16 protein-coding genes are annotated in these 19,644 nt (G+C 67.2%); 7 read left to right on the top strand and 9 right to left on the bottom strand.

Features of this window, described 5'->3' with window-relative positions; genetic code table 11:
- Window positions 1–83: 83 nt before the first annotated feature.
- Window positions 84–731 (bottom strand): arylesterase, encoded by a 648-nt coding sequence (locus tag AC3WTC_RS08000; RefSeq protein WP_492711261.1) that lies wholly within the window; start codon window positions 729–731, stop codon window positions 84–86.
- Window positions 732–806: 75 nt separating this feature from the next.
- On the opposite strand from AC3WTC_RS08000, the gene AC3WTC_RS07995 reads away from it, so the two are divergent.
- Window positions 807–1,454 (top strand): ABC transporter ATP-binding protein, encoded by a 648-nt coding sequence (locus AC3WTC_RS07995; RefSeq protein ID WP_059066070.1) that lies wholly within the window; start codon window positions 807–809, stop codon window positions 1,452–1,454.
- Window positions 1,451–3,964 (top strand): ABC transporter permease, encoded by a 2,514-nt coding sequence (locus AC3WTC_RS07990; RefSeq protein ID WP_481462689.1) that lies wholly within the window; start codon window positions 1,451–1,453, stop codon window positions 3,962–3,964. Before AC3WTC_RS07995 ends, AC3WTC_RS07990 begins: the two co-directional genes overlap by 4 nt.
- Window positions 3,965–4,354: 390 nt before the next feature.
- Here AC3WTC_RS07990 and AC3WTC_RS07985 read toward each other — a convergent pair whose 3' ends face one another.
- The 5 genes from AC3WTC_RS07985 to AC3WTC_RS07965 form a co-directional block, all read right to left on the bottom strand.
- Window positions 4,355–5,290 carry a DUF6607 family protein gene (locus tag AC3WTC_RS07985; protein WP_032974928.1) on the bottom strand — a complete coding sequence of 312 codons (936 nt, stop codon included), beginning with the start codon at window positions 5,288–5,290 and terminating at the stop codon, window positions 4,355–4,357.
- Between the two features lie 72 nt (window positions 5,291–5,362).
- Window positions 5,363–5,965: a ChuX/HutX family heme-like substrate-binding protein gene (locus AC3WTC_RS07980; RefSeq protein ID WP_025877867.1), complete on the bottom strand. Its 603-nt coding sequence runs from the start codon at window positions 5,963–5,965 to the stop codon at window positions 5,363–5,365.
- Window positions 5,966–5,969: 4 nt separating this feature from the next.
- On the bottom strand, window positions 5,970–8,156 hold the full coding sequence (locus AC3WTC_RS07975) for a TonB-dependent hemoglobin/transferrin/lactoferrin family receptor (RefSeq protein ID WP_170919622.1): 2,187 nt from the start codon (window positions 8,154–8,156) through the stop codon (window positions 5,970–5,972).
- A 152-nt stretch (window positions 8,157–8,308) separates the two neighbouring features.
- Window positions 8,309–8,503 carry a hemin uptake protein HemP gene (hemP, locus tag AC3WTC_RS07970; RefSeq protein WP_005412278.1) on the bottom strand — a complete coding sequence of 65 codons (195 nt, stop codon included), beginning with the start codon at window positions 8,501–8,503 and terminating at the stop codon, window positions 8,309–8,311.
- Window positions 8,504–8,701: 198 nt separating this feature from the next.
- The gene (locus AC3WTC_RS07965) at window positions 8,702–9,673 is read right to left on the bottom strand and encodes an aldo/keto reductase (protein WP_492711260.1); all 972 of its coding nucleotides are present in this window, start codon (window positions 9,671–9,673) and stop codon (window positions 8,702–8,704) included.
- A 193-nt stretch (window positions 9,674–9,866) separates the two neighbouring features.
- Here AC3WTC_RS07965 and AC3WTC_RS07960 point away from each other — a divergent pair, with 193 nt between their 5' ends.
- The 4 genes from AC3WTC_RS07960 (at window position 9,867) to AC3WTC_RS07945 (ending at window position 14,281) form a co-directional block, all read left to right on the top strand.
- Window positions 9,867–11,165 (top strand): NupC/NupG family nucleoside CNT transporter, encoded by a 1,299-nt coding sequence (locus AC3WTC_RS07960; RefSeq protein ID WP_025877855.1) that lies wholly within the window; start codon window positions 9,867–9,869, stop codon window positions 11,163–11,165.
- A gap of 26 nt (window positions 11,166–11,191) precedes the next feature.
- The gene (locus AC3WTC_RS07955) at window positions 11,192–12,157 is read left to right on the top strand and encodes a ribokinase (RefSeq protein WP_025877854.1); all 966 of its coding nucleotides are present in this window, start codon (window positions 11,192–11,194) and stop codon (window positions 12,155–12,157) included.
- A 290-nt stretch (window positions 12,158–12,447) separates the two neighbouring features.
- Entirely contained in the window at window positions 12,448–13,443 is a 996-nt protein-coding gene (gene dusB / locus AC3WTC_RS07950) for a tRNA dihydrouridine synthase DusB (protein WP_025877853.1), read from the top strand.
- Window positions 13,444–13,453: 10 nt separating this feature from the next.
- Window positions 13,454–14,281: a class I SAM-dependent methyltransferase gene (locus AC3WTC_RS07945; protein WP_032974924.1), complete on the top strand. Its 828-nt coding sequence runs from the start codon at window positions 13,454–13,456 to the stop codon at window positions 14,279–14,281.
- Window positions 14,282–14,391: 110 nt separating this feature from the next.
- Here AC3WTC_RS07945 and AC3WTC_RS07940 read toward each other — a convergent pair whose 3' ends face one another.
- The 3 genes from AC3WTC_RS07940 to olsF all read right to left on the bottom strand — a co-directional run bounded on the left by AC3WTC_RS07940 (window position 14,392) and on the right by olsF (window position 18,074).
- Window positions 14,392–15,450 (bottom strand): metal-dependent hydrolase, encoded by a 1,059-nt coding sequence (locus AC3WTC_RS07940; protein WP_492711259.1) that lies wholly within the window; start codon window positions 15,448–15,450, stop codon window positions 14,392–14,394.
- 117 nt (window positions 15,451–15,567) lie between these two features.
- Window positions 15,568–16,368: a UDP-2,3-diacylglucosamine diphosphatase gene (locus tag AC3WTC_RS07935; RefSeq protein ID WP_223483380.1), complete on the bottom strand. Its 801-nt coding sequence runs from the start codon at window positions 16,366–16,368 to the stop codon at window positions 15,568–15,570.
- On the bottom strand, window positions 16,365–18,074 hold the full coding sequence (gene olsF, locus AC3WTC_RS07930) for a bifunctional ornithine lipid synthase OlsF (protein WP_080149994.1): 1,710 nt from the start codon (window positions 18,072–18,074) through the stop codon (window positions 16,365–16,367). The genes AC3WTC_RS07935 and olsF overlap by 4 nt, the downstream gene beginning before the upstream one ends.
- 313 nt (window positions 18,075–18,387) lie before the next feature.
- Here olsF and metK point away from each other — a divergent pair, with 313 nt between their 5' ends.
- Window positions 18,388–19,599, top strand: a complete 1,212-nt coding sequence (gene metK, locus AC3WTC_RS07925; RefSeq protein WP_025876533.1) for a methionine adenosyltransferase — start codon at window positions 18,388–18,390, stop codon at window positions 19,597–19,599.
- The last annotated feature ends 45 nt before the right edge of the window (window positions 19,600–19,644 follow it).

Raw genomic sequence — 19,644 nt, 5'->3', positions numbered from 1 at the left:
CCTCTTTCTTCAGCTTTGTGAAACATGCCCGATCGACGGTGCACGCGATGTGAAGTTGCGTCAATGAAAAGAAGATGGCGTGCTCACAGCAGCGGTTTCAGCAGCGGCCAGACGTTGTCCAGCACCTTCGGCTGCGCTTGCGCGGTGGGATGCAGGCCGTCGGCCTGCATCAAGCCGGGCTGCAGGGCCACGCCTTCCAGCAGGAACGGCAGCAACGGCACCTTGTACTGCGTGGCCAGTGCCCGGTACGCCGCAGCCAGGCGCTGGCGGTAGCCTGGCCCATAATTGGGCGGCACATCGATGCCCAGCAGCAGCACCTTGGCACCGGCCTTCTGGCTGGCCTGCACCATCTTCTCCAGGTTGCCCTGCACCTGCGCCGGGGTCAGCCCGCGCAGCGCATCGTTGCCACCAAGGGCGATCACCACCACCCTGGGCTTCTCCCGGCCAAGCAGGCCCGGCAGGCGGGTCAGCGCGCCAGCGGTGGTTTCCCCGCTCATGCTGGCGTTGACGATGCGCGGCGGGGTTTTCGACTGCTGCCTGACCCGCTGCTGCAGCAGGCTGACCCAGCCGGCATCGGCCGGGATATTGTGGGCGGCACTGAGGCTGTCACCGAGCACCAGCACGGTACCGCCGCCCGGACCTTTGGCACACGCCAGTGCCGGCAACAGCAGCAACCCTAGCAGCAGCATCATCATTGCGCCGGCTTGCCGGCTCCATTCCGTCTTGTGCATTGGAGTCTCCTCATCGACAGCCTGTCCCCCCGCAGCGCGCCCGTCGCCATCGCCGTCGACCAGGTCGGCAAATCCGTGCATGGCCCGGAGGGTGAAGTCCACATACTGGACAACATCACCCTGACCGTCCATGAAGGCACCAGCGTGGCCATCGTCGGCGCCTCTGGTTCCGGCAAGACCACCCTGCTCGGCCTGCTGGCCGGGCTGGACCTGCCCAGCCGTGGCCGCATCGCGCTGGCGGGCCAGGATCTGACAGCGCTGGACGAAGAAGCGCGTGCACAACTGCGCGCGCGCGACGTCGGCTTCGTCTTCCAGAGCTTCCATCTGCTGCCGGCGCTGACGGCGGCCGAGAACATCGCGCTGCCGCTGGAACTGGCCGGGCGCGAGGACCGCACGCGGGTGGACGAGGTGCTGGCTGCGGTCGGGCTCTCGCATCGCGCCCGCCACTATCCGCGGCAGTTGTCCGGCGGTGAGCAGCAGCGTGTCGCCCTTGCCCGGGCATTCGTCAGCCGCCCGCGCATCCTGTTCGCCGACGAACCCACCGGTTCACTGGACCAGGCCACCGGCCAGCACATCAGCGATCTGCTGTTCGAACTCAATGCCGGCAGCGGTACCACGCTGGTGCTGGTCACCCACGACCTGCGCCTGGCGCAGCGCTGCCAGTACATCCATCGCATCGACAACGGCCGCCTGCAGCCGGTGGAACATGGAGTGGACGCATGAACCTGCTGCGGCATGCGTGGCGCGCGCTGCGCCGCGAGGCCCTGGCAGGTGACCTGCTGACCGTGTTCGCCGCCCTGGTACTGGGCGTGGCGGTGATGACGGCGGTGGGCACGCTGGTGAACCGGGTCAACCTGGCATTGACCGGCAGCGCGGCGGAAATGCTCGGCGGCGACCTCGGTGTTGCCGGCCGCGATGACCCGCCCGCCGCGTTCGTTGAGGAGGCGCAGCGACGCGGCCTGGCGCATACGCGGCTGGCCAGCTTCGGCAGCGTGCTGTTCCAGGGCGATGCCAGCCAGATGGCCAGCATCAAGGCCGTGGAAGCGGGCTACCCCCTGCGCGGCGCGCTGCGCGTGCGTGCCACGCCCGGCGGCGCGCTGATCGCCGATGCCGGAATGCCGGCCAAGGGCCAGGCCTATGCCGACCCACGCCTGCTGCAGGCACTGGGCCTGAAGGCCGGCGACGATCTGGAATTCGGTGCGGGCACGCTGCGCATCGCCGGCATCATCGAATCGGAACCGGATGCCGGTGGCGACCTGCTGACGCTGTCGCCGACCCTGCTGGTCAACCGCGCCGATGTGGAAGGCACCGGCCTGCTCGGCCCCGGCAGCCGCATCAACTACCGGGTGATGTTCGCCGGCCCTGCCGCCGACATCGCGTCATTCCGGCAATGGCTGCTGCCGCAGGTAAAAGGCATGCGCCTGCTCAGCGTGAACGATACCCAGCGCGGTGTGCGCCAGGCCTTCGACCTGGCCGGTCGTTTCCTCGGCCTGAGCGCGCTGCTGGCGGTGCTGCTGGCCGGCGTTGCCACCGCACTGGCGGCCAACCGGTTCGCGCTGCGTCGCATCGACCAGGTGGCGATCCTGCGCTGCCTGGGTGCACGCCAGCGCGACATCCTGGCCGGCCTGGCCCTGCAGCTGCTGATGCTGGCGGTGCCGGCGTGTGCGATCGGCATCGGCCTGGGCATGGCGGCACAGGAAGGACTGGTGCAGGTACTGGGCAGCCTGGTGCCGCAACGCCTGCCGCTGCCCGAAGCCATGCCTGCGCTGACCGGCGCGGGAATCGGCCTGTTGCTGCTGTTCGGCTTCGGACTGCCACCGCTGCTGCGCCTGCGTGGCGTGCCGCCGATGCGCGTGCTCAACCGTTCGTTCGCTGCCTTGCCGCCGGCCTCGCTGCTGGCCTATGTGGCTGCGCTGGCGGCCAGCCTGGTACTGGCGGTGCAGGTCACCGGCGATCTGAAACTGGCGCTGTGGGTGCTGGGTGGCCTGGCCGGGCTGGCGGTGGCCGCGGGCGTGGTCGGGTTCCTGCTGCTGCAGCTGCTGCGTGGCCTGCAGCACCGCCTGCACGGCAACTGGCGGCTGGGCCTGGCGGCGCTGACGCGGCGGCGGATGCTGGCGGTGATGCAGCTGGTGGGGCTGTCACTGTCGCTGTGCGCCCTGCTGTTGCTGGCGGTGATCGGCCCCGGCCTGCTGCAGCAGTGGCGCGAGCGCCTGCCTGCGGACACGCCCAATTATTTCCTGATCAACATCCAGCCCGAGCAGCGCGACAGCGTGCTGGCCACCCTGCAGGGCCTGGGTGCGCACGATGCCAGCATCGAACCGATGGCCACCGGCCGCCTGATCGCGATCAACGGCAAGCCGCCGCTGCGAGTGGATCGCACGCCGGCCGACGACAATCAGCCGCAGGGTGAAGGACAGCGCGACGACGATGACGAGAACCGGCCGCTGAACTTCAGTTGGCGCAGCACGTTCCCGCCGGCCAATACGCTGGTCAACGGCACGTTCTGGAAGCCGGACAGCACCGCCGCGGAGGCATCCGTGGAGATCGGCTGGGCCAAGCGCTACGGCGTGTATCCCGGTGACCGCATCACCATTGCGGTGGGCGAGCAGCAGCGCGAGTTCAGCGTCACCAGCGTGCGCAAGGCCGACTGGAATACCTTCCGCCCGAACTTCTTCGTGTTGTTGAACCCGAACGCGGTGGGCGATACACCGCACAACCTGCTGTCGGCGTTCCATCTCCCGGCTGGCCGATCGGCGGGACTGGGTGCCCTGGTGCGTGCGCAGCCCAACCTCTCGCTGCTGGACGTGGATGCGGTGATCTCGCAGGTACGCGATGTGATGGAACGGGTGGCGCAGGCGGTGCAGCTGGTGATGGTGTTCAGCCTGCTGGCCGGCGTGCTGGTGCTGCTGGCGGCGCTGCAGGCAACGGCGGGCGAGCGCCGCTATGACAGCGCGGTGCTGCGCACGCTGGGTGCGACGCGGCGCCAGCTGCGTGGCGCGGTGCTGGTCGAGTTCGGTGCGCTGGGCGCGCTGGCGGCGCTGCTGGCGGTGGGCGCGGCAGCGGTGATCGGCGTTGCGGTGTCGCAGAAGGTGTTCGAACTACCGCTGCTGCCGCCGTGGCCTGGCCTGCTGCTGGGTGGCCTGCTCGGCATCGCGCTGAGCCTGCTGGCCGGCTGGTTGGGGACCCGGCGGATCCTGCACACGCCACCGGCATTGGCGCTGCGCGAGGCCTGACGCTGTTCTGTGGCAAGGGCATCCACGCATGGCGTGGATCTACCAGCGAGCCGAGTAGATCCACGCCAAGCGTGGATGAATTACCGATGATCCCGGTAGATCCACGCCAAGCGTGGATGAATTACCGATGATCCCGGTAGATCCACGCCATGCGTGGATGCATTACCGATGATCCCGGTAGATCCACGCCGCGCAAGCAAGTAGATCCACGCCATGCGTGGATGCAGTGCCGATGGTCCCAGTAGATCCACGCCACGCGTGGATGCATTGCCGATAGCTCCAGTAGATCCACGCCATGCGTGGATGCCGGGTGCAATCACCGCCGGAGAGCGTGCCGAGCAAGCTCGGCACCCACCAGTGCAGTGCGCATCCGGCACCGCAGCGCGCCGATCAACCTTCCTTCGGCGCCTTTTCCACGTACTTGGCGAAGACTTCGTCGATCTGCGCGTCCTTCACCTTCTTGCCGGCCTGCACGTCCTCCGCCTGGGTGAACAACGGGATGATCATCGCCATGCCGTCGAGCTTGGTCTTCAGGTGCACGCCCGGGGCCTGGGTCAGGAAGCCGTCCCAGCGCTGGCGCACCTTGCTCCAGTAACCGGCGGTGGCCTTCCAGTAATCGCGCGCCGGGGTGAAGTCGACCTCGGTGGTCCTGGTGTAGTCGTTGAAGCCGAATTCGCGGGCGATTTCCACCTGGCTGCCATCCGCGTTGCGCTGCACCTTGGTGTTGAACTGCTCGTGGGTCCAGCCGTTCGGGGTCAGGGTGTGGCGGTTGACCACCGCCAGCGCGTTGTAATCGCTGCGCTTGGTGTACTCGCGGCGTGGCAGCGGCCGCCAGCTGATGTCGCTGGTCCAGGTCGGCACGTTGTTGAGGTAGGTCCACGTGCCGGTGCCGCAGTAGCGCGGTGCATCGCTGACTTCGTACACGCACTGGGTCCAGGCGCCCTGGTTGGTTGCGGCCGCGATCGTGCGCACCTGCCAGGTCTGGTCGGCGCTGAACTCGAAGCGGTTCGGCGCTTCATACACCCAGTCCTGCCGCCAGTGCTTGGTCACGTGGCCGCTCTTCTCGTCCAGCAGCAGGTGCTGCAGCACGATGCGCTTCGGCGTGTCCTCGACCACGATCACCACTTCGTTGCCACCGCTGCGCATGGCCGGCGCGCGCTCGTAGCCCGGCTTCAGCAGCACGGTCTCATCGAAGGCGAAATCCACCGTGTACTCACCCTGCATGGCAAGGATGCTGTCATGGTCGCGGGCGATGTCGGAGGGCTGCGCGCTGGCGGCGCCACTAGCGGCGAGCAGCACCATCACGCTGGCTGTCTGGAACTTCATCGGGTCTTCCTTCGGGGTTGCAGGTTTCGTGGAAAGGCCATCCTGGCCGGCAGGCAATCCATCGCAATCAGGTCACAGCCGTACCAGCGGCAGGTCGCCGGGAGCGCGCGCGGCAGGGCGGCGTGCGGCGTCGGCGCAGCAGCAGTCGTCGATCGCCAGTTCGCCTTCGGCGCCTTCCATGCGTGCGATGCGGCGCGCGGTGGCGGCACCGAGCGACGACAGCGTGGACAGGCTGGCGGCCAGGGTCCGGCCCTCGTCGGCGGCGTGCAGGCGCAGCGTGCACAGACGCCAGCGTTGTCCGCCCAGGTGCCCGGCCAGGCGCCGCCACAGGCGCTCACCGACGCTGCCATCGCTATCGTGCGAAGGACCCGGCGGCAGCGTCGCCACCAGTCGGTCCCAGGCCAGGAAATCGCTGTCCGGCAACAGGTACAGGCGCCACACGCAACGGCCTCGTGCATCGAGGAAGCACAGGCTTTCGCGCAGGCCCTCGCTGTCCACGCCCTGGCAGGCATGCACCGATACCGCCTGGCGCCAACCGCCCAGCTCGTTGCCATCGGCGTGATACAGGCACAACACCGTGCCGAGCGCTGCCAGCTGTGCCGGCGCAGGCCAGGCCCGCGGCGACGAACGCGACAGGGAGGACGGCGGGCGGCGCGCGGACAGGGCTCGGCTCATGGGATCACCAGGACACGGCAAGGCTGGCCGACAGGGTGCGGCCGGGGCTGGTATAGCGGTCCAGAACGGTACTGGTGGCCGACAGGGTCGAGCCGACGTTGGACCAGTCGATGTAACGCTTGTCACCCAGGTTGAAGACACCGACGTTGAAGGTGGCGCCCGGGGCGAAGTTCCAGTGCGCCATCAGGTCGGCCACGCCATAGCCCGCCGGGCGATAGGTGGTGGTGCTGGCCAGCCGGTCCTTGCGCTTGACGAAGGTGCCTGCCAGTTCAACACCCCAGGTATCGGTGTCGTACATCAGGCCGACGGTGCCGCGCAGCGGATCGACCGAATCCAACGGCGTGTCTTCGGTCTTGTTGTCGCCGCGCGACCACGCCACCGCACTGCGCAGCGCCCAGCCCTGCAGTGCGGGACGGATCTGGCCGAAGTCGACGCCGGCCTTCAGTTCGGCGCCGTAGATGCGTGCGTCGGCGATGTTGCGCGACTGGAACACCATCAGGCCCTGCGGGTTGGTACCCACCAGCGTCTGCGACTCGATGAAGTCCTTGTAGTCGTTGTAGTAGCCGCTCACGCTCACGTACGCCGCCGGCGACAGGAAGCGCAGGCCCAGCTCAACGCCATCGCTGGTTTCCGGCTTCAGGTCCGGATTGGGAATGGCGGTATAGCCGAAAGCGAAATTGGTGAAGCCGAGGTTGACGTCGTTGTACGGCGGCGAGCGGAAACCACGCGAGTAACCGGCAAACAGCGACCACTCGTCGGTGAAGCGATAGACCAGGCCGAACTTCGGCGACACGCTGGTCTTCTTCAGCTCCGACACGGCCACGCCGGGGTTGTCCTCGGCGAAGATGCTGTCCACGTCCGGCTTCAGTTCGTAGCGGTCCACGCGCACGCCCGGCACCAACGACAGCCTGCCATCGGCCAGGCGCATTTCATCCTGCGCGTACAGGCCCAGCTCGGTGGTCTTGCTGATCGGGAAATCGCGCACGGGGAACGCGTCGGGCAGGATCGTCGTGCTGACCACGCCACGATTGCTGACCTGGTAGCCATCGCGCTTCTGGCGGATCTCGGTGCGGGCGCCATCGAAGCCATAGGTCAGCGCGTGTTCGACGCTGCCGGTGCTGAAGGCCTTGTTGAACACCGCCTGCAGGCCATAGACGCGCTGGTCGAAACTGAACTCGCGATGGCGGCGGCTGCCGTTGGCGCGCGCCTCATCGGTGCGCTGCGTGGTTTCGCTGTCCTGCGTGTAGACCTGCCAGTGCAGGCTGTCGGCGAAGCCCTTGTCCAGCGCATCCATCTCGTGGGCGAAGGACACGCGGGTGCGGTTCTGCTTGTCGCGCGCCTTCATGCCGGTGGTGGTGGTGCGGTCGATCGAGGACAGCACGTCGGTATCGGCGTTGTCTTCGTTGCCTTCCACGGTCAGGCGGAAACGCTGGTCTTCGCTGGGCGCATAGACCAGCTTGGCCAGGCCGCTGCGACCATCGCGGTCCTGCGGGTTGGCCGCGGTGCGCGTGTTGTCATTGCTGCGCACATCGCCCTTGTTGTCGGTTTCCTGGCCCTGGCGGTGGTTGATGTTGACCATGCCGCTCCAGTGTTCGCCACCGAAGGCGCTGGTGACGCCGCCGAGCAGGCCCTTCCACTCGCCGTCGTAGCCGAATTTCAGGCCGACGTAGCTGTCCTTGCCGTCCTTGAGGTAATCAGCCGGATCCTTGGTGACGAAGGCAACCACGCCGCCAAGTGCGTCCGAGCCGTACAGCGAACTCGCCGGCCCGCGCACGATCTCCACGCGCTTGAGCGTGTCCAGGTCGGTGAAGTTGCGGTTGGCGTTGGAGAACGAACCGATGTTGAAGCTGGTCGGCATGGCGATGCCATCGGTCTGGATGCGTACGCGATTGCCATCCAGGCCGCGGATGCGGATGCTGCCGAGGCCGAAACGGGTGGCACTGCGGCTGACCGACAGGCCCGGCTCGTAGCGGACCAGATCCTTGATGTCCTGCACCAGCTGCCGGTCCATCTGCTCGCGGTCGATCACATCGACGGTGGCGGCGACATCGCTGACCGCACGTTCGGTACGGGTGGCGGTGACCTGCACGCGATCGAACTCGCGCGCGTCGGGCGCGGCATCGGCAGCAGCGTGGGCGGACAGCGGCAGAGCCATCCACAGGGCAATGGAAAGGGCAGTCGGGCGGGTCATCGGCATCGTTCGGTCAGGCAGGGGAACCCCCGGCCACCGCCACACCTGACAGGCATGAACGGTAGACCGAGGGGGAGAGAGCAGGAGCGGACGGGGCGCCCACCCTGCCGGCGCTGCCGACAGGAGGGAGGGAGGCGGGCGACCAGACCGCGTTACTTGGTCAGGATCAGCTTGTCGTTGCTGGTATGACGCAGACGGTAGAAACGGTCACCGTGCTGGATCAGGATTTCACGACGGCCCTTGAGCAGGGCTTCGCTGTCGATGACCTCTTCCGGCGGCACGACACGCACCGGGCGGTCGCGGAGGGTCAGCGTTTCGGGGCGCAGCAGTACAGGTTGAGCATTCATGAGCATCTGGACTCGTGCGAGGGACGAGTTAAATGATAATGATTCTCAGTTAACAATCAACAACCATTCTCAACTTCATTGATGGAATTAATGATCGAAATTTAAAATTCGATAGCTACCATCTATTGAAATGGGCCCGACTGGGCGCGGGAGGGCCGGCCGAGCGCGGGTTCGGCCCTGCCCCCCTGTCCCCGTTCCTCAGGCGAATACGGCTTCTACCTGCGCCCAGCCGGCGTCGTCCACCTGCGCCAGCACCTCCAGCGCCTGCAGGTTCTGCAGCAGCTGGCTGACCCGGCTGGCGCCGAGGATCACGCTGGAGACGTTGGGATTGCGCAGGCACCAGGCGATGGCCAGGCTGGCCGGGGCGTGACCCAGCTCGCGGGCCACCGCACTGAAGCGGCGCACCCGGGCCAAACGCTCATCGGCGTTGTCGCCCAGCACCAGGTCCTGCAGCCAGCCCATGCCTTCGCGGCCCAGCCGCGCATCGGCCGGCACGCCATCGTCGTACTTGCCGCTCAGCAGGCCCGAGGCCAGCGGCGAGAAGATCGTGGTGCCCAGTCCGGCGGTGGCATACAGCGGCGCGTACTCCACTTCCACGCGCTGACGGTGCAGCAGGTTGTACTGCGGCTGCTCCATCGACGGCGCCTGCAGGTTGTGGCGCGCGGCGATGTCCACCGCCTCCTGGATCTGGTTGGCCGACCATTCCGACGTGCCCCAGTACAGCACCTTGCCCTGCCGGACCAGGGTGTCCATGGCATGCACCGTCTCAGCGATCGGCGCGTCCGGATCCGGACGATGACAGTAATAAAGGTCCAGGTAGTCCACCCGCAGGCGCTTGAGCGCAGCATGGCAGGCGTCGGTCACATGCTTGCGCGACAGGCCGCGCTGGGTGGGCCGGGGATCCTTGGCACTGCCGAAGAACACCTTGCTGGACACACAGAAGCCATCGCGCGGCAGGCGCAGGTCGGCCATCACATCGCCCATCACCTGCTCGGCGCGGCCGTTGGCATAGCCCTCGGCGTTGTCGAAGAAGTTGATGCCATGGTCCCAGGCCGCCGCCACCAGGTTGCGCGCCTCGTCGCGCGGCACCTGGTCGCCGAAGGTCACCCAGGCGCCGAAGGACAGGGCGGACATCGGCAGGCCGGTGGAGCCAAGGCGACGGTAGAGCATGCGATTCTCCTGCTGCGGGCCCGCATACGGGCCGGGATCAAGCCACCATTCTACCTGTCCCGGCAGGCGCAACCCCTTGCTGTTGCTGGCCTGATCGGAGCCGATGGCCGCGCGCAGACGGCTTTTCCTTGCTCCGGCCCCTGCCCTGCACTAGGCTTCCCGTTTTTCGCGACGCCCCAGGGGAGTCACTCAGATGGTCGAAGGTTTGGGCAGGATCGGCTTCGGCCTGTTCGGTTTGGCGGTGCTGATCGGCATCACCTGGCTGTTTTCCAACAACAAGCGCGCGGTGGACTGGAAGCTGGTCGCCACCGGCATCACCCTGCAGATCGCCTTTGCGGCCCTGGTGATCCTGGTACCGGGCGGGCGCGACGTGTTCGATGCGCTGGGCCAGGGCTTCGTGAAAGTGCTGAGCTTCGTCAACGAAGGTTCGAAGTTCATCTTCGGCTCGTTGATGGACGTCAAGAACTACGGTTTCATCTTCGCCTTCCAGGTGCTGCCGACGATCATCTTCTTCTCGGCGCTGATGGGGGTCATGTACCACCTCAACGTCATGCAGGCGATCGTGCGGGTGATGGCCTGGTCGATCACCAAGGTGATGCGCGTGTCCGGTGCGGAAACCACCAGCGTCTGCGCCAGCGTGTTCATCGGCCAGACCGAGGCGCCGCTGACGGTGCGTCCGTACATCGCCAAGATGACCCAGTCCGAGCTGCTGACGATGATGATCGGCGGCATGGCCCACATCGCCGGCGGCGTGCTTGCCGCGTACGTGGGCATGCTGGGCGGCGGCGATCCGGTGCAGCAGGCGTTCTACGCCAAGCACCTGCTGGCGGCCAGCATCATGGCGGCCCCGGCCACCCTGGTCGTGGCCAAGCTGCTGATTCCGGAAACCGGCACCCCGCTGACCCGCGGCACGGTCAAGATGGAAGTGGAGAAGACCTCCAGCAACATCATCGACGCCGCCGCCGCCGGCGCCGGTGACGGCCTGAAGCTGGCCCTGAACATCGGTGCGATGCTGCTGGCCTTCATCGCCCTGATCGCCCTGCTCAATGCGCCGCTGACCTGGATCGGTGAAGTGACCGGCCTGGCGGCTGCGATCGGCAAGCCGACCGACCTGTCGACCATCTTCGGTTACGTGCTGGCCCCGATCGCCTGGGTGATCGGCACCCCCTGGGCCGACGCCACCACCGTCGGTTCGCTGATCGGCCAGAAGGTCGTGATCAACGAGTTCGTCGCCTACACCGAACTGTCGAAGATCGTGAATGGCCAGGTGCCGGGCATGAGCCTGTCCGACGAAGGTCGCCTGATCGCCACCTACGCGCTGTGTGGCTTCGCCAATTTCAGTTCGATCGCGATCCAGATTGGCGGCATCGGCGGGTTGGCACCGGAACGTCGCCACGATCTGGCCAAGTTCGGCCTGCGCGCGGTGCTGGGCGGTACCATCGCCACCTTCATGACGGCTACCATCGCCGGCGTGCTGACGCATTTCAGCTGAACCCTAGTTTCGAGAACAGATTCCCTATGAGCAGCAGTGTCGTTGTCGTCGGTTCCTTCAATGTCGATCACGTGTGGCGGTGCGAGTCGCTGCCGGCACCGGGTGCGACCATTGCCGGCCGCTACAGCACCGGTCCCGGTGGCAAGGGCTTCAACCAGGCCGTTGCCGCCTGCCGTGCCGGCGCTGACACCAGCTTCCTGTGTGCACTGGGCGACGATGCGGGTGGTGCCACCGCCCGTGACCTGGCCGCGCAGGATGGTTTCGCGCTGATCGCCGAAGCCAGCAGCGAGCCGACCGGCACCGCCGGCATCTACGTCGATGCCCGTGGCCGCAACACCATCGTCATCGGCCCGGGTGCCAACGCGGCGCTGAGCACCGACTTCGTACAGCAACAGCAGGCCCTGCTGACCGGCGCCAAAGTGGTGCTGGTGCAGCTGGAATCGCCGGTGCAGACCATCGAAGCGGCCCTGGCCGTGGCCCGTGAGGCCGGTGTCACCACCGTTCTCAACGCCGCCCCGGCCGACGCCCCGTCGAGCATCGGCCTGCTGAAGCTGGCCGATGTGATCACCCCGAACGAAACCGAGTTCGCCGCCCTGCTCGGCCGTCATGTCGGCGAGCGCGTGGATGCCAATGACGTCGCCGCGCTGGACGGTGCCAGCCTGCACGCGCTGTGCCGCAAGCTGGTCGGCAACGGCACGGTGGTGGTGACCCTTGGTTCGGTGGGCGTGTTCGTGTCGCATGCCGACGAGCACCTGCGTGGCGACACCCAGCCGTACTACCGCGTGGGTGCCGAACAGGTGCAGGCGATCGACACCACCGGTGCCGGCGATGCCTTCAACGGTGCGCTGGTGGCCTCGATGGCACAGGTGCCGGACGCTCCGTTCGCCCGCCACGTGCGCTTCGCCAACCAGTTCGCCGGTCGCTCGACCGAGAAGGAAGGCGCAGCGGCGGCGATGCCGCGCTTCACCCCGGCCGATGCCGAAGTGAAGTAACGCGACATCCCCATGGGGATGATGAGCGGGCCCGGGCATGCAGATGCCCGGGCCTTTTCACGTTCATGGGCAAGGCCCCATCCACGCATGGCGTGGATCTACCGGGTGCTGGGTGCGTGGATGCGCCTTGCCGGCCCGCCCAGCCGTCCACCATGACCGGCCCGTGGGGGCGACGGAAGCGACCATCAAGCATCTGCTGATGCCCGTCCGGCATGAGGTCGGTCCGGATCGGCCTGAACCGGCGGGCCGCCAACCCAGCCGGGGCGCCTGCCGCGCCCTACAATGGGCACATGCAGATCGGCCCGTACTCCATTGCCCCCAACGTCGTGCTTGCGCCCATGGCCGGCGTTACCGACAAACCCTTCCGCCTGCTGTGCAAACGGCTGGGCGCGGGCCTGGCCGCCTCGGAAATGACCATCAGCGACCCGCGATTCTGGAACACGCGCAAGTCCATCCACCGCATGGACCATGCCGGTGAACCGGCGCCGATCAGCGTGCAGATCGCCGGCACCGAGCCGCAGCAGCTGGCCGAGGCCGCGCGTTACAACGTCGACCATGGCGCGCAGATCATCGACATCAACATGGGCTGCCCGGCCAAGAAGGTGTGCAACGCCTGGGCGGGGTCAGCGCTGATGCGCGACGAGCAGCTGGTCGCGCGCATCCTGGAAGCAGTGGTGAACGCGGTGGACGTGCCGGTGACGCTGAAGATCCGTACCGGCTGGGACTGCGACCATCGCAACGGCCCGCTCATCGCGCGTATCGCCGAAGACAGTGGCATCGCTGCGCTGGCGGTGCACGGCCGTACCCGCGACCAGCATTACACCGGCCAGGCCGAGTACGCCACGATCGGCGAGATCAAGGCCGCGCTGCGCATCCCGGTGATCGCCAACGGCGATATCGATTCGCCGCAGAAGGCCGCCTTCGTCCTGCAGCAGACCGGCGTGGATGCGGTGATGATCGGCCGCTCCGCACAGGGCCGGCCGTGGATCTTCCGCGAAGTGGCGCATTACCTGGCCACCGGCGAGGAGCTGCCGCCGCCGTCGCTGGCCGAAGTGCGCGACATCCTGCTCGGCCATCTGCACGCGCTGCACGATTTCTACGGCGAACCGCAGGGCGTGCGCATCGCGCGCAAGCACCTGGGCTGGTACGCCAAGGATCGGCCGGAGAATGCCGCGTTCCGCGCGGTGGTCAACCGCGCCGAAGATCCGGCCAGCCAGATCGCGCTGACCACTGACTATTTCGACCGCCTGATTGCCGGGGAACCGGCGATGTCTTCCGCTGCCTGAGCCCGCCCCCATGACCCCGCCGATTTCTTCCCCGACCTACCTGCATGGGTTCTCCGGCACCGAGCAGCAGCGCCTGATGACCCAGGCGCGCCTGCTGGAAACGAGCATCTTCGGCCAGATCGATTACAGCGGCGCAAAGCGCCTGCTGGAAGTCGGCAGTGGCGTGGGCGCGCAGACCGAGATCCTGCTGCGCCGCTTCCCCGAGCTGCACGTGACCGGCGTGGACCTGAGCGAGGCCCAGCTGGAAACCGCGCGCGAAAACCTGGCGCGCACGCCGTGGTGCAACGACCGTTACACCCTGCAGCAGGCCGATGCCGGCGAACTGCCTTTCGAGGCGCGCAGCTTCGATGCGGCGTTCCTGTGCTGGGTGCTGGAACACGTGCCGTCGCCGGCGCGCGTGCTGAGTGAAGTACGCCGCGTGTTGGCCCCGGGCTCGCCGGTGTACATCACTGAAGTGATGAATGCTTCGTTCCTGCTTGATCCGTATTCGCCGCACATCTGGCGCTACTGGATGGCCTTCAACGATTTCCAGTACGACCACGGCGGTGATCCGTTCGTCGGCGCCAAGCTCGGCAACCTGCTGCTGGCCGGTGGCTTCCGCGATGTGCACACCGAGATCAAGACCATCCATCTGGACAACCGCGAACCGGCACGTCGCAAGACGATGATCGCTTTCTGGGAACAGCTGCTGCTGTCGGCGGCCGACCAGCTGCTGCAGGCCGGCACGGTGGACGAAGAGACGGTGGAGGGCATGCGCCGCGAGTTCCGGCTGGTGCAGAACGATCCGAACGCGGTGTTCTTCTATTCGTTCGTGCAGGGCCGCGCAACGGTGTATTGAGCGGCCGCGGTACACGCCATCCACGCATGGCGTGGATCTACTGGGTGTCGATGCACTGCGCCATCCACGCATGGCGTGGATCTACTGTACTGATGGGCCGTGGCGTGGATCTACGGGTGCGCGGCGGCGCCGTCCGCCGCCGCCGGTTCGTGCCAGATGCGCTGCCACATCGCCGACAACCGGCGGCCGGCATCGGCACGCGCGGCCGGGCTGCTGTAGTCCACCCGCAACTGTTCGGGCACGATCGAGCGCCACTGGCCGTCAACCTGCTCGGCCACCGCGAAATTGAAGGTGTAGTCCGGCTCCAGCCCCATGCGCAGGTCGCTCAGCACCAGCCTGCCCTGCACCACCTGTGCGCGCATGAAGCCACGGTTGAACCACTGCAGGCGCCGTACTGCCGGAATTCCCGCCGCTTCGCGCAAGGCCTGCACGTTGGACGGATGCCCCTCGAAACGCATCGGCCCGTGGTCGGCCACCAGCGAGCGGTCAGCGACCACGTAGCCATTCGGGGTCATCGCCACGACCCGCCACAACAGGGTATTGAACGGCATCGGCACCGAGAACCGCGGCGCGTCGCCCAGGCCCATCGCGGCCAGGCTCTGCTGCGCGGCGCGGTCGACCTGTGCCTTGGCGATCAGCCCCCAGCCCAGGTACGCACTGCTGAGCAGCAACGCAACGCAGAGCACCTTGCCCACCCACGGTCGCGCGCGGCCGAACCACGCCAGCACGCAGCCCAGCAGCAGCCACACCGTGTAGCCGGGATCGATGATGAAGACACTCGAGCCCATCGCGGGATGTGGCTGCAACGGCCACCACAGCTGCGTGCCGTAGACAGTGAACGCATCCAGCACCGGATGGGTGACCAGCGCCAGCTGGATCGCCCAGAACCAGCGCAGCGGTGATTGCGCCACCCGGCCGTTGCCGAAGTGCTTGAACAGCCACCAGATCAGCGCGGCCACCCACGGCAGCACCAGCAGCGAATGGCTGAAGCTGCGATGGTCGGTCATGTTCGCCACCGGGTCGGCGGCGGCAAAGCCCAGCCAGAGGGCATCCAGGTCCGGCAGGGTACCGAGCGCGGCACCGGCCAGCAGGGCGGCACGGCGGTGTCCAGGCGGGGCGATGGCGGCAGCGACGGCGCCGCCAAGAACGATCTGGGTCAATGAGTCCATCGGCCGATGCTAGCGGCTTGGCGATCTCCGTGCAGCGGCGGTTTCCTGCCCGGCGGCGCGTCAGTCAGCTGCCAGTGCGGCCGCAGCCGCGCGTGGGCCTGTCCCTGCAGCTGTGAATCACGCCGCCTGCGACAACCGTGCTCCCGGCAGCTCCACCAACGTCCGCCCGTTGTGGTCCAGCAGCCGCATGGCGCCGTCGTGGTCCTCGGCCAACGCGGTCAGGCTCTCCACCCAGTCGCCGTCATTGGCGTAGACCAGACCGTCGCGTTCGATCAGTGCGGCGCGGTGGATGTGCCCACAGATGATGCCATCCAGGCCTCGCCGGCGAACATCGTCCAGGCCGGCCTGCACGAAGCGCTCGATGTAGCGTTCAGCGGCGCCACTCTGCCGTTTCAGGAATTCGGACAGTGACCAGTAGCGCATCCCGAGTCGGCGCCGCACCGCATTCAACAGATGGTTGCCGGTGAGGATGCGGTAGTACAGCCAATCACCAAACCGCTCCTGCAGGCCACCGAAGTGGGTGACACCGTCATAGTCGTCGCCATGCGCCACCAGCAGCCGGCGGCCATCGGCGGTGGTGTGGATCGCACGGCGGCGCACCTGCATCGCCGGCAGCATCAGGCCGCACACCTGGCGCAGCGAGGCGTCGTGGTTGCCGGGGATGTAGATGATCTCGGTACCGGCGCGTCGCAGCGCGTGCAGGGCCAGGATGACCTCGCTGTGCGACTGCCGCCAGTTGGCGCGTCGGTGTGCCATCCACCACAGGTCGATGATGTCGCCGACCAGATACAGTCGCTCGCAGCGCAGGGTGCTGAGGAAACGCGCCAGCTCGGTGGCGTGGCAATGCCGCGACCCGAGATGAACATCGGAGACGAACACGGCGCGACGATGCGGTGCCAGGTTCGCCAGCGTGCTCATGCCGGCATCCCCGCATCGCGCAGGTAGCGTTTGCGCTTGTGTGGCCGGATCGCGTGCAGGTCGACTTCGATCAGGCCGTCGATCGAGTCGCTGAAATCCGGATCGACGCCAAACGCCAGGAACCGTGCACCGCCGGGTTCGCACAGGTCTGTGTACTGCCGGTACAAGGTGGGCACACCGGTACCGAGCGCGGCGAGATTGGCTTTGAGCACGTCGAAGGCAGCCGCCGCATCCATCTCACCAAAGCAAGGTGGCGCGGCGAAGTACTGGAACGGCCGGTTCGACTGCACCCGGCCATCGGCTGCGCCGTAGTAGCGCTGGTAATAGGCCACCAGCTGCTCCCGCGCATCGCGTGGCAGCGCGGCGCTGATCGACACCGCACCGAACAGGTAGCGGATGCCGGGCTGGCATTGCAGGTAAGCGCCGATGCCCTGCCACAGGTAATCCAGGCTGCGGCTGCCCCAGTAATCGGGCACCACGAAGCTGCGTCCCAATTCCAGGCCTTCGGCAATGCGGGGAATGGCGTCGTCGGAATAGCGGAACAGCGAAGCGCTGTAGAGCCCGGCCAGGCCCCGGCGCGCCAACGCCTGCGCGCCCCGCATGATCCGGTAGGCACCGGCGATGCGCTGGGCGGTGCCGTCCCAGATCACGATGTGCTGGTAGTGCAGGTCGAAGTCATCCAGGTCGCGACTGCGCCCAGTGCCCTCGCCCACCTGGCGGAAAGTCAGTTCGCGCAGCCGCCCCAGCTCGTGCAGCAGCGGCGAATCGGCCGTGCAGCTGGCCAGCAGGATCTGTTTGCCATCGGCGGTCTGCCCCAGCACGGTGGCGGCGGCAATCGCAGCGGCGACCTGTGCAGGCGGCACCGGCGCGGCAAGCGGCTCGGGCCCTGCCGGGCAGCCTTCGGCAAGCGCTGTGCTGCGCCCCAGCGCATATACCGCGCGGCGCACCGCCAGCAGCTGCGCGCCGGGATCACCCTGCCCCAGCTGCATCGGTTCGCCGATGCGCAGCCGCAGCGGCCGGCCGCGGCGGGCGAACATCTCCCGTGCCAGCAGTGCCGTACCAGCCGGCTTGAACAGGGTCGAAGCGCCGTAGAACAGCGCCGAATTGCGCGCTTCCACCCGCACCGGCAGTACCGGTGCGGCGGCGGCGCGGGCAAAGCGGACAAACCCCCGCTGCCAGCGACCATCGCGGATGCCGAGCAGCGACAGCCGCGAGACCTCGCCGGCCGGGAACACGATCACGCACTGCTCGGCCGCCAGCGCCTGCTCCACCGCCTGCAGGCTGCTGCGCTGGACCTTGCCGCCGAGGATGCGTACCGGCAGCAGCAGGTCCTGCAGCGGCCCGATCGCGCCCAGCAGATCGTTGGCCACGATCCGCACGTCACGGCGGATGCGGCCAACCGCATCCAGCAACGCCAGCGCATCCAGCGCGCCGGAAGGGTGGTTGGCCACGATCAACAGGCGGCCGGTGGCGGGGATCCGCGCCAGCGCGGCGGGGTCCACGTGATAGCGACCCTCGATGAACTCCAGTCCGGCGGCGACGAAGTCGAAACCGCGCACGTTGGCATTGCGGCGCAGGAACGCCTCGATCCGGTCCAGCCGTGACCAGCGCCCGACGCTGCGCAGCAGGGGCCGAGCCAGTTGGCCCCGACGGCCATGGAACCAGTCGGGATAGCGTTGCTGCAGACGCTGTTCGAGTTCCTGCATGGCGTGTCCCCTCCTGCCCGGCGGCCGGGTTGGCCGAGAGCCTGCGCCCGGCAGGCGGCAGCCAGATGGCGGTTTGGCGGCAGAATGATGACGGCGCAGGCGCTGGCACATCCGGTCCCGGCGGGGGCGGCAATGGTCACGCCAGTGGAACACTGCCTGTGCACGATGCCCCCGCAATGCCCGCCAGGCCTTGCCCTGCCGGGCACAACACCTTAACCACCGGCAACCCATACGGGTTCACAATGCACAGGCGGCGCACCCCGTGTATCATTCGCGCCCATCTTTCCATCCGAATCAAAGGATATTAAGCCTGATGTCCAGCTACCTCTTCACCTCCGAGTCGGTCTCTGAAGGCCATCCGGACAAGGTTGCCGACCAGATCTCCGATGCGGTGCTGGACGCGATCCTGACCCAGGACCAGCGCGCCCGCGTGGCCTGCGAGACCATGGTCAAGACCGGCGTTGCCATCGTTGCCGGCGAAATCACCACCAGCGCCTGGATCGACCTGGAAGCGCTGACCCGCAAGGTCATCGTGGACATCGGCTATGACAGCTCCGACGTCGGCTTCGACGGCGCCACCTGCGGCGTGCTGAACCTGATCGGCAAGCAGTCCCCGCACATCGCCCAGGGCGTTGACCGCAAGAAGCCGGAAGAAATGGGCGCTGGCGACCAGGGCCTGATGTTCGGCTATGCCACCAACGAAACCGACAGCTACATGCCGGCGGCGATCCACCTGTCGCACCGCCTGGTCGAGCAGCAGGCCAAGATCCGCAAGAAGCGCAACTCGCCGCTGTCCTGGCTGCGTCCGGACGCCAAGAGCCAGGTCACCCTGCGCTATGAAAACGGCGTGGTTTCGGCCATCGACGCGGTGGTCCTGTCGACCCAGCACGCCCCGGGCATCAAGCAGAAGGACCTCATCGAGGCCGTCCGCGAAGAGATCATCAAGCCGGTGCTGCCGGCCAAGTGGCTGCACAAGGGCACCAAGTTCCACATCAACCCGACCGGCAAGTTCGAGATCGGCGGCCCGGTGGGCGACTGCGGCCTGACCGGCCGCAAGATCATCGTCGACACCTACGGCGGCTGGGCTCGTCACGGTGGTGGCGCGTTCTCCGGCAAGGACCCGTCCAAGGTCGATCGTTCGGCCGCCTACGCTGCCCGCTACGTCGCCAAGAACGTGGTTGCCGCCGGCCTGGCCGACCGTTGCGAAGTGCAGGTCTCCTACGCCATCGGCGTGGCTGAGCCGACCTCGATCTCGGTCACCACCTTCGGCACCGGCAAGATCAGCGACGACAAGATCGAGAAGCTGATCCGCAAGCACTTCGACCTGCGCCCGTACGGCATCATCAAGATGCTGGACCTGATCCACCCGATGTACCAGCAGACCGCGGCCTATGGCCACTTCGGCCGCAAGCCGAAGGAGTTCAGCTACATCAACGGCGAGGGCGAGACCGTCAACGCCACGGCCTTCTCCTGGGAGAAGACCGATCGCGCCGCCGCCCTGCGCGCCGATGCGAAGCTGAAGTAAGAAACACGAAGGGCCGCGCAAGCGGCCCTTCTGCTTTCGGTAGTG

Source organism: Stenotrophomonas sp. FW305-C-20-S1, from assembly GCF_058783335.1.
This window is presented reverse-complemented; position numbering and strand designations above follow the sequence as displayed.